The organism is Pseudomonas sp. YuFO20 (assembly GCF_035064975.1).
Classification (GTDB): domain Bacteria; phylum Pseudomonadota; class Gammaproteobacteria; order Pseudomonadales; family Pseudomonadaceae; genus Aquipseudomonas; species Aquipseudomonas putida_AE.
In genome coordinates this window covers 82,257-96,581 of sequence record NZ_JAXDEO010000015.1, presented here as the reverse complement: position 1 = coordinate 96,581, position 14,325 = coordinate 82,257, and the positions used below count along the sequence as shown (strand labels likewise).

Here is a 14,325-nt window from a genome sequence, read left to right as displayed (position 1 = left end):
GCTAGAAAAGGAAACTCGATGACTCGTCTTCGTGCCATCTGTACCGCGGTTGCACTGGTCTGCGCCAGCGGCCCTGTTTTTGCCGATACCGCCAGCCACAACGCCAGTGCCGAGGCTTTCCTGACCCTGGCGCACGCTGACAAACTGGGCACTCCGGTGTACATGCAAGTACAGCAGATGTTCGCCCAGCGCTTCCAGCAAACCAAAGCCCCCGAGTCGAAAAAAGCCGTACTGGAAACCTACCAGGCCAAGGCCAACGCCGCTCTGGACCAGGCCATTGGCTGGAACAAGCTGAAACCGGACATGGTCAAGCTCTACACCACCAACTTCACCGAGTCGGAGCTCAAGGACCTGGTCGCGTTCTACCAGTCGCCACTGGGCAAGAAAGTCCTGGAGAAAATGCCGCAGCTGACCCAGCAATCGGCCCAGATGACCCAGGCCAAGCTGGAAAGCGCGGTGCCTGTGGTCAACAAGCTGCTGGCTGACATGACGGCCGAGCTGGATCCGAAAGGCGCCGCCGCTCCAGCCAAGAAAAAGCCTTAAGCGGAGTTCGGCATGACCATGCAACAACGTATCGAATCGACGCTGGGCCTGTTACAGCCCGAGCATTTGCAGGTGCTGGACGAAAGCCACATGCACAGCCGTGGGCTTTCAACCCACTTCAAGGCCGTGGTGGTCAGTGCGCAGTTCGAAGGCCTGAACCGGGTCAAGCGCCACCAGAAGGTCTACGGCACGCTGGGCGAGCTGATGAGCGAATTCCATGCGTTGGCGTTGCACACCTACACGCCTGAGGAATGGGCGCAGATCGACGCGGCGCCGGCTTCGCCGACCTGTGCCGGTGGCAGTAAATCCTGAATCACCTTGTGGCGCTGGCTTGTTGGAGCTGGCTTGCCAGCGAGGGCGTCCATGAGATCGCTTTCGCTGGCAAGCCAGCTCCTACACAAGCCAGCTCCTACAGGGATCGTGTAATTTTTGTTAGAATGTCCAACGCGCCGCTCCTGCGGCGCGTTTTTTTTCGCATCCGGTTCACCCCTTACGAGGGTAGCCACCTGGAGATTTACCCATGACACAACAGATTGTCGTGGCGGCACTGTATAAGTTCGTCACCCTGCAAGATTACGTCGCCCTGCGCGAGCCACTGCTGCAAGCGATGGTCGACAACGGCATCAAAGGCACGCTGCTGATCGCCGAAGAAGGCATCAACGGCACCGTGTCCGGCAGCCGCGAAGGCATCGACGGGCTGATGGCCTGGCTCAAGAACGACCCGCGCATGGACGACATCGACCATAAAGAGTCGTACTGCGACGAGCAGCCGTTCTACCGCACCAAGGTCAAGCTCAAGAAAGAGATCGTGACCCTGGGCGTCGAGGGCGTGGACCCGAACAAAAAGGTCGGCACCTACGTCGACCCACAGGACTGGAACGCGCTGATCAACGACCCGGAAGTCCTGTTGATCGATACCCGCAACGACTACGAAGTCTCGATCGGCACCTTTGAAGGCGCGATCGACCCGAAAACCACCAGTTTTCGCGAATTCCCCGACTACATCAAAGCCAACTTCGACCCGGCCGTGCACAAGAAGGTGGCGATGTTCTGCACCGGCGGCATTCGCTGTGAAAAAGCCTCGAGCTACATGCTCAGCGAGGGCTTCGATGAGGTCTACCACCTCAAGGGTGGCATCCTGAAATACCTCGAAGAGGTGCCTCAGGAAGAAACCAAGTGGCAGGGCGACTGCTTCGTGTTCGACAACCGCGTGACCGTGCGCCACGACCTGAGCGAAGGCGACTACGATCAATGTCATGCCTGCCGCACACCGGTCAGCGTGGACGACCGTGCGTCCGAGCATTATGTGCCCGGCATCAGTTGCCCGCATTGCTGGAATACGCTGAGCGAGAAGACCCGTCGCAGCGCCATCGACCGGCAAAAGCAGATCGAACTGGCCAAGGCGCGCAACATGCCGCACCCGATCGGCTACAACTACAAGCAAACATCCACCGAGGCCTGAACCATGTCTGCACGCCTGCTCTATGTGATGGACCCGATGTGTTCCTGGTGCTGGGGCTTCGCGCCGGTTGCCAACGCATTGGTCGAGCAGGCGCAAGCCGCCGGCGTGGACGTACACCTGGTGGTGGGTGGTTTGCGCACTGGCAGTGGTTCGGCGCTGGAGCCGACCACCCGCCGCTACATTCTCGAGCACTGGCAGGCGGTCACCGAGGCCACGGGCCAACCCTTCAAGCTTGAAGGTGCTTTGCCCGACGGCTTTGTCTATGACACCGAACCCGCTTGCCGGGCGCTGGTGACGGCACGTGGGCTGGCGCCGGATTGCGCCTGGAAGCTGCTCGGGTTGATCCAGCATGCGTTTTACGCCGAAGGTCGCGATGTCACCCACGCCAGCGTTCTGGTGGAACTGGCGGAGCAGGCCGGGGTGCCGCGCATCGAGTTCGCCGCCGCTTTCGACCGTGCCGATACGCACGTCGCGACGGCTGCCGATTTCACCTGGGTCCAGGACCTCGGCATCGCTGGCTTTCCGACCTTGCTGGCTGAGCGTAATGGTCAATTGGCGTTGCTGACCAATGGCTATCAGCCCCTCAGTGTCCTGTCCCCGTTGCTCGGCCGCTGGCTGGAGCGCGCTGCCTGTGCATGACCAGCCCGACGACACCCCAGCCGTAAAGCGTGTCGACCGACTGAGCTGGGCAGAAATCCGTCGCCTGGCCCTGCATCACAAGAAATCCCTGTGGATCGCCAACGGCGTGGCCGTGCTGGCGACCCTGTGCAGCGTGCCGATTCCCTTGCTGCTGCCGTTGCTGGTGGACGAAGTGTTGCTGGGGCACGGTGACGCCGCGCTGAAAATCATGAACCTCGCGCTGCCAGAGGCTTGGCAGAAAGCTGCGGGTTACATCGGCCTGATGCTGGTGGTGACCCTGGCCCTGCGTTGCGCGGCCTTGCTGTTCAACGTGGTGCAGGCGCGCCTGTTCGCCGCCCTGGCCAAGGACATCGTCTACCGCATTCGCATCCGCCTGATCGAGCGCCTCAAGCGTATTTCGCTGGGGGAATACGAAAGCCTGGGTAGCGGCACGGTGACCACGCACCTGGTGACCGATCTCGACACCCTGGACAAATTCGTCGGCGAAACCCTCAGTCGTTTCCTCGTGGCCATGCTGACGCTGGTGGGCACCGCCGCCATCCTGGTGTGGATGCACTGGCAACTGGCGCTGCTGATCCTGTTGTTCAATCCGCTGGTGATCTACGCCACGGTGCAACTGGGCAAGCGGGTCAAGCACCTGAAGAAACTCGAGAACGACAGCACCTCGCGCTTCACCCAGGCATTGACCGAAACCCTGGACGCGATCCAGGAAGTGCGTGCCGGTAACCGCCAGGGCTTTTTCCTCGGTCGTTTGGGGCAGCGCGCCCGGGACGTACGGGATTACGCGGTGAACTCGCAATGGAAAACCGATGCCTCGAACCGGGCCAGCGGTTTGCTGTTCCAGTTCGGCATCGATATTTTTCGGGCGGCGGCCATGCTCACCGTGCTGTTTTCCGACCTGTCCATCGGCCAGATGCTCGCGGTATTCAGCTACCTGTGGTTCATGATCGGTCCGGTCGAGCAACTGCTCAACCTGCAATATGCCTACTACGCCGCCGGCGGCGCGCTGTCGCGCATCAATGAGCTGCTGTCGCGCGCCGATGAGCCACAGTACCCGAACGGCGTCGACCCGTTCATCGGGCGCCAGACCGTGGGCATCGAGGTTCAGGGCCTGAGTTTCGGCTACGGTGACGAGCTGGTCTTGAACCAGATGAACCTGTCGATCGCCCCCGGTGAAAAGGTCGCGATCGTCGGCGCCAGCGGCGGCGGCAAGAGCACCCTGGTGCAATTGCTGCTGGGCTTGTACACGCCGTTGGCCGGGACCATTCGCTTTGGCGGCTCGACCCAGCAGGAGATTGGCCTGGAGACCGTGCGGGAAAACGTCGCGGTGGTCCTGCAACACCCGGCGCTGTTCAACGACACGGTGCGGGCGAACCTGACCATGGGCCGCGAACGCAGCGACGAGGCCTGCTGGAGCGCCCTGGAAATCGCCCAATTGCACAACACCGTGCGCGAGTTGCCCAATGGCCTGGACAGTGTTGTCGGGCGTTCCGGCGTGCGCCTGTCGGGCGGCCAGCGCCAACGCCTGGCCATCGCGCGGATGGTGCTGGCCGATCCCAAGGTGGTGATTCTCGACGAGGCCACCTCGGCGCTGGATGCCGCCACCGAATACAACCTGCACCAGGCGCTGGCGCGATTCCTCAGCCACCGCACTACCCTGATCATCGCCCATCGCCTGTCGGCGGTGAAGCAGGCTGACCGGGTCCTGGTGTTCGACGGTGGGCAGATTGCCGAAGATGGCGACCATCAGCAGCTGATTGCCGAGGGTGGTCTTTACGCCAAGCTTTATGGGCATTTGCAGCAGCACTGAGGCAATGCCAAGGCAGGTCGCGTGGACTTTCCCGCATTGGCAGGAGGCTCTAGCTTGCCGGGATGCAGAAGGCCCCCTAGTCTAGCGGTAGCGATCACGTGGATGATGATCTGGCAGTGCTAAAACAAGGGACCCCATGAATCAAACCCGGACTCTCGGAACGCCGCGGCTATTGGGCATCGTCTGGCCTTTTATCGCCGTCGTGTTATTTCAGGCCCTGTTGGGGGGCGTCAGCCTTTATGTACTGTCGGCGGTTCGCGGCTATGTTGCCGGTGAAAGCCTGTGGTCCAAGGGCCAGAAAGACGCCATCTATTACCTCAACCTTTATGCCGACGGCCGCGACGAGAGCAAATTCCTCAAATACCAGGAAGCCATTGCCGTCCCTCAGGGAGGACACGAGTTGCGAGTGGCACTGGATCAGCAGCCACCCGATCTCGAGGCGGCCAGGCAGGCGATCCTCAAGGGTGGCAACCACCCCGATGACGTTCCCAGCCTGATTTGGCTGTACCTCAATTTCCGCCATTTCAGCTTCCTCGAAAAAGCCATCGACCTGTGGACCGTGGGTGACGGGTACCTGGTGCAACTCGATGACGTCGCCAGGGACATGCATCAGCACATCAGCGTCAGGCAGACCACCCCGGCTGACATCCAGCGCTGGAAGGAACAGATATTCGCCATCAACGACGAGGTGACGCCGGCGGCCAAGGCCTTCAGCGATGCGCTGGGCGAGGGCTCGCGGATGATCCTGCGGCTGCTGCTGGCGACAAACCTGGCCACCGCCCTCGGCCTGATCGCCTTGGCGCTGCTGCGCACGCATAAATTGCTCAAGCAGCGGCATGCGTTCGCCGACGCCCTGCAACTGGAGAAAGAGCGGGCGCAAATCACCCTGCAATCGATCGGCGATGCAGTGATCACCACCAATGTCGAGGGCGCGATCGCCTACATGAATCCGGCCGCCGAAGCCTTGACCCACTGGAAAGCCGACCAGGCGACCGGCTTGCCGCTGGCGGCGCTGTTCAATCTGCTGGACGACAACGCCCAGGCCGATGGCTTCACCTTGATCGAGCACATCCTGAGCGGTCAGCTCAGTGGTGGCAGCGAACACTCCAAGCTGATTCAGCGCCTCGATGGCAGCACGGTGTCGGTCACCCTGGTCGGGGCGCCGATCCACAATGCCGGCAAGGTCAGCGGCACCGTGCTGGTGTTGCATGACATGACCCAGGAGCGGCAATACATTGCCAACCTGTCCTGGCAGGCGACCCATGATGCCTTGACCGGGCTCGCCAACCGCCGCGAGTTCGAATTTCGCCTGGAACAGGCATTGCAGGCCCTGACGCGACAATCGGGGCGCCACGCCTTGATGTTCCTCGACCTGGATCAGTTCAAGCTGGTCAACGATACCTGCGGTCACGCGGCGGGTGACGAGTTGCTGCGGCACATTTGTGCGCTGTTGCAGTCCGGGTTGCGCGAGGGCGACACCCTGGCCCGGTTGGGCGGTGACGAGTTCGGCATCCTGCTGGAGAACTGTGGGCCGGAGGCGGCCGAGAAAATTGCCGAGGGGTTGCGCCAGACCGTGCAGAACCTGCACTTCGTCTGGAAGGGCCGGCCGTTCGTGACCACCGTGAGTATCGGGCTGGTGCATATCGCGCAAAATCCGACCACCCTCGAAGTCTCCCTGCGTGCTGCCGACATGGCCTGCTACATGGCCAAGGAAAAGGGCCGTAACCGGGTTCAGGTGTATCACCCGGACGACTCGGAGCTGTCCCTGCGCTTTGGCGAAATGGCCTGGGTGCAGCGCCTGCACATGGCCCTGGAAGAAGACCGCTTTTGTCTGTACGCCCAGGAAATTGCCCCGCTCGGACATGTCGAACAGGGTGGCGGGCATATCGAGATCCTGCTGCGCCTGCATGACGAAGCCGGACGCATGATATTGCCCGACAGTTTTATTCCGGCAGCCGAACGTTATGGGCTGATGACTTCGTTGGATCGTTGGGTTGTACAGAACGTATTCAAGATCATTGCCCAATGTATTGCCGAAGAGCACAAAGGGCCTTTAGCGATGTGTGCGATTAATCTGTCAGGCACAACTATAGGAGATGACGCGTTCCTCGACTTCCTGCGTCAACAGTTCATTACTTACCAAATACCACCTGAAATAATTTGTTTTGAAATCACTGAAACCAGCGCTATTTCAAATCTTGGTAGTGCAATTAGATTTATCAATGAACTCAAAAGCTTAGGTTGCCTGTTTTCCCTGGACGACTTTTGCGCCGGTATGTCCTCATTCGCCTACTTGAAACATTTACCTGTAGACTTCCTGAAGATCGACGGAAGTTTCGTAAAGGATATGCTGGACGACCCGATTAACCGCGCCATGGTCGAAGTGATCAACCACATCGGTCATGTCATGGGTAAGCGTACGATTGCCGAGTTTGTTGAAACACCCCAGATCGAGCAGGCATTGCTGGAGATCGGGGTTGATTACGCTCAAGGGTATGTTATTGAACGCCCGCATCTGTTTACCTGCGATAGTTTGCAAAGTCGTCCAGCCAGACCGCAGCCCTTGTTGTTCAAGGCGCCCGGTACGTTCCGTTGAAGTCTCTCGTCGATCAGAACAATCACAATCAAAAGGAGCCCGACAGTGATCGAGACTTTCAACCGCACCGGACCACTCATGGAAGCTGCAAGTTATCCCGCCTGGGCCCAGCGCCTGATTCAGGATTGCAGCGCGAGTAAGCGCCGGGTTGTCGAACACGAACTGTATCAACGCATGCGAGATAACAAACTCAGCGCCAAGACCATGCGCCAGTACCTGATCGGTGGCTGGCCCGTAGTCGAACAGTTCGCTTTATACATGGCACAGAACCTGACCAAGACCCGTTTTGCCCGCCACCCCGGCGAGGACATGGCGCGTCGCTGGTTGATGCGCAATATTCGTGTCGAATTGAACCATGCCGACTACTGGGTGAACTGGAGCCGTGCCCACGGCGTCAGCCTGGAAGATCTGCAGGCGCAGCAGGTGGCCCCTGAACTTCACGCACTGAGCCATTGGTGCTGGCACACCAGTTCTTCCGACTCGTTGATCGTGGCCATTGCCGCCACCAACTATGCCATTGAGGGCGCGACCGGTGAGTGGTCGGCGCTGGTCTGTTCCAATGGCCTCTACGCGGCGGCGTTCCCTGAAGAGGATCGCAAGCGGGCCATGAAGTGGCTGAAGATGCATGCCCAGTACGACGATGCCCATCCGTGGGAAGCGCTGGAAATCATCTGCACGCTGGCCGGGATGAACCCGAGCCAGGCATTGCAGGTGGAATTGCGCCAGGCCGTGTGCAAGAGCTACGACTATATGTTCCTGTTCCTCGAGCGTTGTATGCAGCTCGAACACGCCGAAAAAGCCCCGGTGGCGCGTGAGCGCATGGCACTGGCCGAAACCTGATCGGAAGACGCCCATCAAAAAGCCCGCCCCCTGATGCCAGGGGGCGGGCTTTTTCGTAAGGGCAGCAAAGGATCAGGCGCTGACTTTCAGCCCCACCAGCCCGGCAATGATCAATGCCACGCTGGCCAGCCGGATCAACGCCATGGATTCACCAAACAGAATGATCCCGGCGATCACCGTGCCGACGGCACCGACACCGGTCCAGATCGCATAGGCAGTGCCCAGCGGCAATTCCTTCATCGCAAGGCCAAGCAAGCCGAGGCTGACGGCCATGGCGGCAACGGTCAATGCAGTGGGAAGAGGGCGGCTGAACCCGTCGGTGTATTTCAGGCCGACGGCCCAGCCCACTTCGAACAGGCCGGCGAAAAACAGAATGATCCAGGACAAGGAAAACCTCCATCGATTGACGGGGTCGTCCCCAGGTTAATGACTCGATCGAGCCGCGAGGTCGTCCTCGCGTTTGCGCAATATAGTGCCCAGCATTAACCCGGGGATCAAGTTTTCACGTATCAGTCAGTCGCTTGCCGAGCCGCGGTGCGCCCATCTTCTTTCTCGCTCATGCGGCGGAAATAGGTCGAGAGCAGCGCCCCGGAAATGTTGTGCCATACACTGAACAGCGCACTCGGCACCGCCGCCAGCGGCGAGAAGTGCGCGCTGGCCAGGGCCGCGCCCAGACCGGAGTTCTGCATGCCGACTTCCAGCGCCAGGGATTTGCGCTGGGCCAACGGCAACTTGAACAGGCGCCCGGTGAAGTAACCCAGCAGGTAACCGAAGCTGTTGTGCAGCATGACCACGGCCATGATCAACAGGCCCGACTCGGCGATCTTCGCCTGGCTGGCGGCCACCACCGCCGTGACGATAATCACGATGCTCACCACCGATACAAGTGGCAACACCTCCACCGCGTGACGAACCTTGTCGCCGAGCACCCGCTGGGCAACCACACCCAGCACGATCGGCAGCAGCACTACTTGCAGGATCGACCAGAACAGCTCCATGAACGACACCGGCAGCCAGGCCGAAGCCAGCAGCCAGATCAAGGCCGGCGTCAGCAGTGGAGCGAGGAGGGTGGTCACGGCGGCGATGGCCACCGACAGTGCCAGGTCCCCGCGGGCCAGCCAGGTCATCACGTTCGACGAAGTGCCGCTTGGGCAGCAGCCGACCAGGATCACCCCGACGGCAATTTCCGGCGGCAAATGGAACGCCTGGCAGAGTAACCACGCCACGCCGGGCATGATCACGAAATGCGCGACTACGCCCAAGGCCACGCGCCACGGATGGCGGGCGACTTCGGCGAAGTCCTCGAGCTTGAGGGTCAGGCCCATGCCGAACATCACCAACCCCAGCAACGGCACGATGGCGCCCTTGAGGCCGATGAACCACGCCGGTTGCAGGAACGCCACGACGGCGAAAATCAGTACCCAGTAGGCAAAGGTATTACCGACAAAACGACTTAATGCAGCCAGTGCGCGCATGGCCTGATCCTTATTGTATGAAAGCGTTAGGGAGCTAAGCATACGCTGACTGCAAAAAAAGATCGCAGCCTACGGCAACTCCTAGATTTGGAATGTGATCCCCTGTAGGAGCTGCCGCAGGCTGCGATCTTTTTTCAAACGCCGCCGATTCAGATAATCAAATGCCCTGCGGAGTCTCTTCCCCACCCAACGCCTCAACCAGCGCCGGCAGGAAGTCACCGAACGTCAGCATCATCAGGGTGAAGCTGGCATCCAGTTGGCCGAGGGCTTCGTCGCCACCGTCCTGTTCCGCCTGGTCTTGCAGCAGGTCTTCGAACTTCAGGCGCTTGACCACCATCTTGTCGTCGAGGACGAACGACAGTTTGTCCTGCCAGGCCAGCGACAGCTGGGTGACCACTTTGCCGGTGCTCAGGTGCAGCTGGATTTCTTCGCTGGTCAGGTCCTGGCGCTTGCAACGCACGATGCCGCCGTCTTCGTGGGTGTCGCGCAGTTCGCACTCGTCCAGCACAAAGAAGTCGTCCGCGGCTTTCTGGGTGGTGACCCACTCGGTCATGGTCGCGGTCGGCGACATTTTTACGGTCAGTGGGCGCACCGGCAGGGTGCCGATCACTTCGCGCAGGGTCGACAGCAGGTCTTCGGCGCGTTTCGGGCTGGCCGAGTTCACCAGGATCAGGCCCTGTTTCGGCGCGATGGCGGCGAAGGTCGACGAGCGACGGATAAAGGCACGCGGCAGGAAGGCCTGGATGATTTCATCCTTGATCTGGTCGCGTTCCTTTTTATAGACCTTGCGCATTTGCTCGGCTTCGATCTCTTCGACCTTTTCCTTCACGGCATCGCGCACGACGCTGCCCGGCAGGATGCGTTCTTCCTTGCGCGCGCTGATCAGCAGGAAATCACCGCTGACGTGCACCAGCGGGGCATCTTCGCCCTTGCCGAACGGCGCGACGAAACCGTAGGTGGTCAACTCCTGGCTTGCACATGGACGCGCCAGCTTGGTGGCCAGTGCAGTCTCCAACGCCTCGGCATCAACAGGCAGATCTTGGGTCAGGCGATAGATAAGCAGGTTTTTGAACCACATGGGGTGAGTCTCTCCTTTATACAAAGGGGGGCATTATTGTCTTCGCCGGGTCATAGGCCAACCCTTCTCTAAGCCTTTGGAAGGCATCAGAAAATTAATTAAAAAAGTGCTTGCCAGAGGTAGGGCTGCTCCGTAGAATGCGCGCCACACCGAAGCGAAGGGTGATTAGCTCAGCTGGGAGAGCGTCTGCCTTACAAGCAGAATGTCGGCGGTTCGATCCCGTCATCACCCACCATTCGTTTCAAGTGTTTAGCGCAGCGGTAGTTCAGTCGGTTAGAATACCGGCCTGTCACGCCGGGGGTCGCGGGTTCGAGTCCCGTCCGCTGCGCCATATTCGGTAACCTGGAACACTGAACGCCAGGTCACCACGGAAAAGCCCGCTGAAGCGGGCTTTTTTCTGCCTCAAGTTTGTACCTTGTTCCATCGGGTTGTGTCGTTTCACCGGTTTTCAGATTTATTTGAAAAAAACTTCAAATAAATCAACACATTACGAAAACCTGTGGCATAATGCGTCCCGTAACGAAGCGAAGGGTGATTAGCTCAGCTGGGAGAGCGTCTGCCTTACAAGCAGAATGTCGGCGGTTCGATCCCGTCATCACCCACCATTCGTTTCAAGCGTTTCGCGCAGCGGTAGTTCAGTCGGTTAGAATACCGGCCTGTCACGCCGGGGGTCGCGGGTTCGAGTCCCGTCCGCTGCGCCATATTCGGTCACCTGGAACACTGAACGCCAGGTCACCACGGAAAGCCCGCTTAGTGCGGGCTTTTTGCTGTCTGGCGTTTGGGTTTAGCGCCGGTCTTCCCCGGCATTCCGGTCGTGACGGTAATCGCTGACAGCCTCGTAAACGGCCTTGCGCAAGCGGTTGATGCCGCCGATGGGGCGATGCGCTTCAATTCCGAACCATGGGTTGAAAGACAGGTTGTCGCATTGCAGGTTCTGCGCCGGCGTGTCGAAGTCCTGGGCCGGTACCCTGACCCGCGCTACCGTCTGGAACGGCGCGTCACTCTCTTGCCATTCAATGCTGGTGTCTTCGATCGGCATGTACTTGCTCGCGTCCTGGCGCTGGATCTGCAGGACGAAGCAGGCGGGCATCCGATCGGTCGACAGCTGCTGGTACAGTGCGCTGCGCAGGAAATTCGGCAACTTCTGATTCTGCGCGGGCAGGGTGTAGGCCGGGCAGCTGTCAGGGTCGGGCATCACGCGAAACTTGGCATTGGCCTCGCCAAACTTGTAGGGCGAAACCGAAAAGTAGGTCGTGCGCGTCGGGCTTTCCGGGGCAGGGGAGAGTGTCGCCAGGGCAATGAACAGATGGCGCACCTGCCAGCTGCGCGGGTCCCAGGACGGGAAGAAGGCCATGGCCTTCTTCCCGTCCGCCTGGGCGGCCACATTCTGACGGTACTCGGCGACATCGCTGACAAAGAAGTTCGGGTGGCTGAACATCACGAAGTCCTGTTCAGCTCGGCCCGCTTGATCGCCGAGTAGCTGTTTGTCCGGCACATCGTGCAGCTTGATCGCCATGCCCCGGGCATCACGGATGCTGTCGAATTGCGGGTAAGCGTTGCCATTGGACAGGCGCATCGTCGCTTGCCAAGTCTTGCCGGGTTCGCTGAACACACCTTGACGCAGTTCGCCCGCCAGTTCCGGCAACACCTGCACTTCGGCATGCACGCAGCCGTGCGCCTTGGCATGGGCGTCACGCAGGTAACGGGTGCTTTCGCGGTGCTGGTCGACGATGCGCACCGCGGTCTGGATGATGGCCTGGGTCATCGCGGCTTCACCAGCGGGGACCAGCTCCTGATTTGAGACCGGTCCACGGTGTTGCCAGGCGAACCACGCCGTGGCCACTGCCCAGCCGAGCAAGCCCAGGCCGAGCAGCCAGAGCAGGGTTTTGCCGAGAAAGGCGCCCAGGCGCATCCACAGAATTTTCATGGCAATTGCGTCTCCAGAGGGCCGCCCAGGACTTTCAAATACTCCAGCAACGCCCAGCGCTCTTCGGGTTGCAGCAAGCGCCCGATCACGCCGTTGCCTCTTTTGCCGGCGCGGAATTCATGGCCGCTGTTGTGATTACCGGTGATGCGCGTGTCGAACACAAAACCATTTTCGAAGGCTTCGATGCGATAGCCCAGGTGCCTCGGGTCGTACTCGAAGGTGCCTTTGTAAAAGGTCGTGGCGCGTTCGTCCTGGGGCGAAAGCAATTGGTAGATGCTCGGCACCGAACCGTTGTGCAGGAAGGGCGGCGTCGCCCAGATGCCCGCCAGCGGTCGGGCCTTGTAGGCGCGCAATTCCTGGACCCCGATCGGCAGGCCGAAGCCATCCATGTCCGCGCGCTCGGCGGGCGTGATGGCGGCCTCGCGATAGGCGCGGTTGCCAACGAAAGCGGTGACGTAGGCCAGGCCCTTGGCGACCGACAGCTGGCTCAGGTCCAGGGGTTCGCTGGGGGTGGGATGCAGTTGTACGTCCAGTTGCGCCAGCTCGGCCGGGTCCCACCGCAAGGCCGTCAGGTCGAAGCGATGATCGGCGATATTGTTGGCGGCGCCAGGGTCGGTGCCGATCACGTGCACGGGCAGCATTTTCAGCTGTTGCACCGGCCGCCCCTCGCTGGGGATGACCTGCGGTACGTGGCAACCGGCGCAGTTCTGCGTGAACAGCACGCGACCTTTGGCGGCCAGCGGTTTGTCGATCACGCCTAGCAAGTCTTCCGGCCAGGCTGGCGGCTTGAGTCGTTGCAGGGTTTCTTCGATCAGGTGCAAGTCACGCACCCGGACGCTGGAGGGATAACGATCGTCGCCCTTGAGTGGCTGCCCGTTGCCATCGAAAAAGTTCAGCGTGGCGCCCACGCCTAGGGCTTCGCCGATATTGCGCGCCATGGGCTGCTGCGCCGATCCATTCCACTGCACCCAGTCGAACGTCCACATGTCCCACAACTGTGGGTAGTCGACGGGGGCGTTGGCCACGCGGTAGTTGGCCGGGGAAATGGCGTCACCGAAGCTGGCATTGGCAATGCGCCCGAACGCATCGGTGCGCCCGGGACCTTCTTCGGTCGGGTACAGCCCGCGATGGGTGTCGTTCCAGGCCACCTTGAGGAAGGTATCGAGGGAGCCCTTGAAGGCCTCGCGCAGAGGCTGCTTGCCGGCCTCATAGTCGGGGCCCAGGACCTTGCGGGCGAAACGTTCAAACTTCCATGGGTTGTAGTAGGTGGACACCAGGCTCGCCACCAGGGCCTGTCCGAAACTGCCGCCTTGCAGGGTGGGCACGCTGGAGGGCAACACATGCTGCGCGGCGCCGCCGTCGATACGCACGGCTTGACCCTTCAGGTGCAGCTCACCGGTATGACAGGCAGCGCAGGTAATATCCAGAAATGTATCCGCACTGCCCGGATTCTGATGCCGGGCGAAACCCGCGGGCAGGTTGCCGGGGTTGTCCGATGTGGCTTTCTGCGCGGGATCGATCAGGAAACCGAAGCGTGCGAGGTACTCGGGGGCGGCGAATCGTTGCTGCGAAAAGGGCAGTTCCAGGGCGGTGAACCAGTCGTAGCGCAAACCCTTGACCTGGGTCCCCTGGGGCGTGAAATAGTAGCGCTGGCGCTCTTCGGCGCTCCATTGATCCAGGTAGTGCACCTGTTGCGCGGCCGCGTGGCGCGGCAGTTTCGGGTTGGCGACGTAGTACAGGACCACGGCCAGGGCGAGGGCCACCAGGGCCACAATCAGGCCCAACAAACGGAGCAAGAGGCGCACGTAGACCATCCTTGTCGATCTTTTCTTCCGTTATGCCTCAGCCCCACGTAGGCGGCAAGAGGCCATTACGCCATATGTTCGGCCTCCCTGAACGCAAGATGACAGAAGTTTCATCGTCAGCAGGTCCAAATGCGTTTAAACACCTGAACT

The 14,325-nt window shown here is 60.6% G+C and carries 12 protein-coding genes and 4 tRNA genes; 11 read left to right on the top strand and 5 right to left on the bottom strand.

Annotation, left to right across the window (positions count from 1 at the left end; all coding sequences use genetic code 11):
• Positions 1 to 18 precede the first annotated feature (18 nt).
• The 7 genes from SOP85_RS10865 to SOP85_RS10835 all read left to right on the top strand — a co-directional run bounded on the left by SOP85_RS10865 (position 19) and on the right by SOP85_RS10835 (position 7,890).
• The gene (locus SOP85_RS10865; protein WP_274073013.1) at positions 19 to 543 is read left to right on the top strand and encodes a DUF2059 domain-containing protein; all 525 of its coding nucleotides are present in this window, start codon (positions 19 to 21) and stop codon (positions 541 to 543) included.
• Positions 544 to 555: 12 nt separating this feature from the next.
• Complete coding sequence (locus tag SOP85_RS10860) at positions 556 to 855, top strand: BolA family protein (RefSeq protein WP_323626937.1); 300 nt, start codon at positions 556 to 558, stop codon at positions 853 to 855.
• A gap of 208 nt (positions 856 to 1,063) precedes the next feature.
• Complete coding sequence (gene trhO / locus SOP85_RS10855; protein WP_323626936.1) at positions 1,064 to 2,005, top strand: oxygen-dependent tRNA uridine(34) hydroxylase TrhO; 942 nt, start codon at positions 1,064 to 1,066, stop codon at positions 2,003 to 2,005.
• A 3-nt stretch (positions 2,006 to 2,008) separates the two neighbouring features.
• Entirely contained in the window at positions 2,009 to 2,644 is a 636-nt protein-coding gene (locus tag SOP85_RS10850; RefSeq protein WP_274073016.1) for a DsbA family protein, read from the top strand.
• Positions 2,637 to 4,454 carry an ABC transporter ATP-binding protein gene (locus tag SOP85_RS10845; protein ID WP_274073017.1) on the top strand — a complete coding sequence of 606 codons (1,818 nt, stop codon included), beginning with the start codon at positions 2,637 to 2,639 and terminating at the stop codon, positions 4,452 to 4,454. The genes SOP85_RS10850 and SOP85_RS10845 overlap by 8 nt, the downstream gene beginning before the upstream one ends.
• Positions 4,455 to 4,590: 136 nt before the next feature.
• The gene (locus SOP85_RS10840) at positions 4,591 to 7,050 is read left to right on the top strand and encodes an EAL domain-containing protein (protein ID WP_274073018.1); all 2,460 of its coding nucleotides are present in this window, start codon (positions 4,591 to 4,593) and stop codon (positions 7,048 to 7,050) included.
• A gap of 45 nt (positions 7,051 to 7,095) precedes the next feature.
• The gene (locus SOP85_RS10835; RefSeq protein ID WP_274073019.1) at positions 7,096 to 7,890 is read left to right on the top strand and encodes a TenA family transcriptional regulator; all 795 of its coding nucleotides are present in this window, start codon (positions 7,096 to 7,098) and stop codon (positions 7,888 to 7,890) included.
• 72 nt (positions 7,891 to 7,962) lie between these two features.
• Here the strand turns inward: SOP85_RS10835 and sugE are convergent, their stop codons facing one another.
• From sugE to rdgC, 3 genes are all read right to left on the bottom strand, one after another.
• Complete coding sequence (gene sugE, locus SOP85_RS10830; protein ID WP_128608063.1) at positions 7,963 to 8,277, bottom strand: quaternary ammonium compound efflux SMR transporter SugE; 315 nt, start codon at positions 8,275 to 8,277, stop codon at positions 7,963 to 7,965.
• Positions 8,278 to 8,399: 122 nt separating this feature from the next.
• Positions 8,400 to 9,365, bottom strand: coding sequence for a bile acid:sodium symporter family protein (locus tag SOP85_RS10825; protein ID WP_274073020.1), 966 nt, complete (start codon positions 9,363 to 9,365; stop codon positions 8,400 to 8,402).
• Positions 9,366 to 9,522: 157 nt separating this feature from the next.
• On the bottom strand, positions 9,523 to 10,443 hold the full coding sequence (gene rdgC / locus SOP85_RS10820; protein ID WP_008060875.1) for a recombination-associated protein RdgC: 921 nt from the start codon (positions 10,441 to 10,443) through the stop codon (positions 9,523 to 9,525).
• 159 nt (positions 10,444 to 10,602) lie between these two features.
• Here rdgC and SOP85_RS10815 point away from each other — a divergent pair.
• From SOP85_RS10815 to SOP85_RS10800, 4 genes are all read left to right on the top strand, one after another.
• Positions 10,603 to 10,678, top strand: a tRNA-Val gene (locus tag SOP85_RS10815).
• Between the two features lie 19 nt (positions 10,679 to 10,697).
• Positions 10,698 to 10,774, top strand: a tRNA-Asp gene (locus SOP85_RS10810).
• 198 nt (positions 10,775 to 10,972) lie between these two features.
• A tRNA-Val gene (locus tag SOP85_RS10805) sits at positions 10,973 to 11,048 on the top strand.
• A 19-nt stretch (positions 11,049 to 11,067) separates the two neighbouring features.
• Positions 11,068 to 11,144: transfer RNA gene (locus SOP85_RS10800), tRNA-Asp, on the top strand.
• An 83-nt stretch (positions 11,145 to 11,227) separates the two neighbouring features.
• Here the strand turns inward: SOP85_RS10800 and SOP85_RS10795 are convergent.
• Together SOP85_RS10795 and SOP85_RS10790 are read right to left on the bottom strand one after the other, a co-directional pair.
• The gene (locus tag SOP85_RS10795; protein ID WP_323626935.1) at positions 11,228 to 12,370 is read right to left on the bottom strand and encodes a catalase family protein; all 1,143 of its coding nucleotides are present in this window, start codon (positions 12,368 to 12,370) and stop codon (positions 11,228 to 11,230) included.
• Entirely contained in the window at positions 12,367 to 14,175 is a 1,809-nt protein-coding gene (locus SOP85_RS10790; RefSeq protein WP_323626934.1) for a di-heme-cytochrome C peroxidase, read from the bottom strand. Before SOP85_RS10790 ends, SOP85_RS10795 begins: the two co-directional genes overlap by 4 nt.
• Positions 14,176 to 14,325 lie beyond the last annotated feature (150 nt).

Coding starts and splice junctions, on each gene's coding strand:
- SOP85_RS10865 (WP_274073013.1), top strand. CDS start 19: ATGACTCGTCTTCGTGCCATCTGTACCGCGGTTGCACTGGTCTGCGCC.
- trhO (WP_323626936.1), top strand. CDS start 1,064: ATGACACAACAGATTGTCGTGGCGGCACTGTATAAGTTCGTCACCCTG.
- rdgC (WP_008060875.1), bottom strand. CDS start 10,443: ATGTGGTTCAAAAACCTGCTTATCTATCGCCTGACCCAAGATCTGCCT.
- SOP85_RS10840 (WP_274073018.1), top strand. CDS start 4,591: ATGAATCAAACCCGGACTCTCGGAACGCCGCGGCTATTGGGCATCGTC.
- SOP85_RS10850 (WP_274073016.1), top strand. CDS start 2,009: ATGTCTGCACGCCTGCTCTATGTGATGGACCCGATGTGTTCCTGGTGC.
- SOP85_RS10795 (WP_323626935.1), bottom strand. CDS start 12,370: ATGAAAATTCTGTGGATGCGCCTGGGCGCCTTTCTCGGCAAAACCCTG.
- SOP85_RS10860 (WP_323626937.1), top strand. CDS start 556: ATGACCATGCAACAACGTATCGAATCGACGCTGGGCCTGTTACAGCCC.
- SOP85_RS10825 (WP_274073020.1), bottom strand. CDS start 9,365: ATGCGCGCACTGGCTGCATTAAGTCGTTTTGTCGGTAATACCTTTGCC.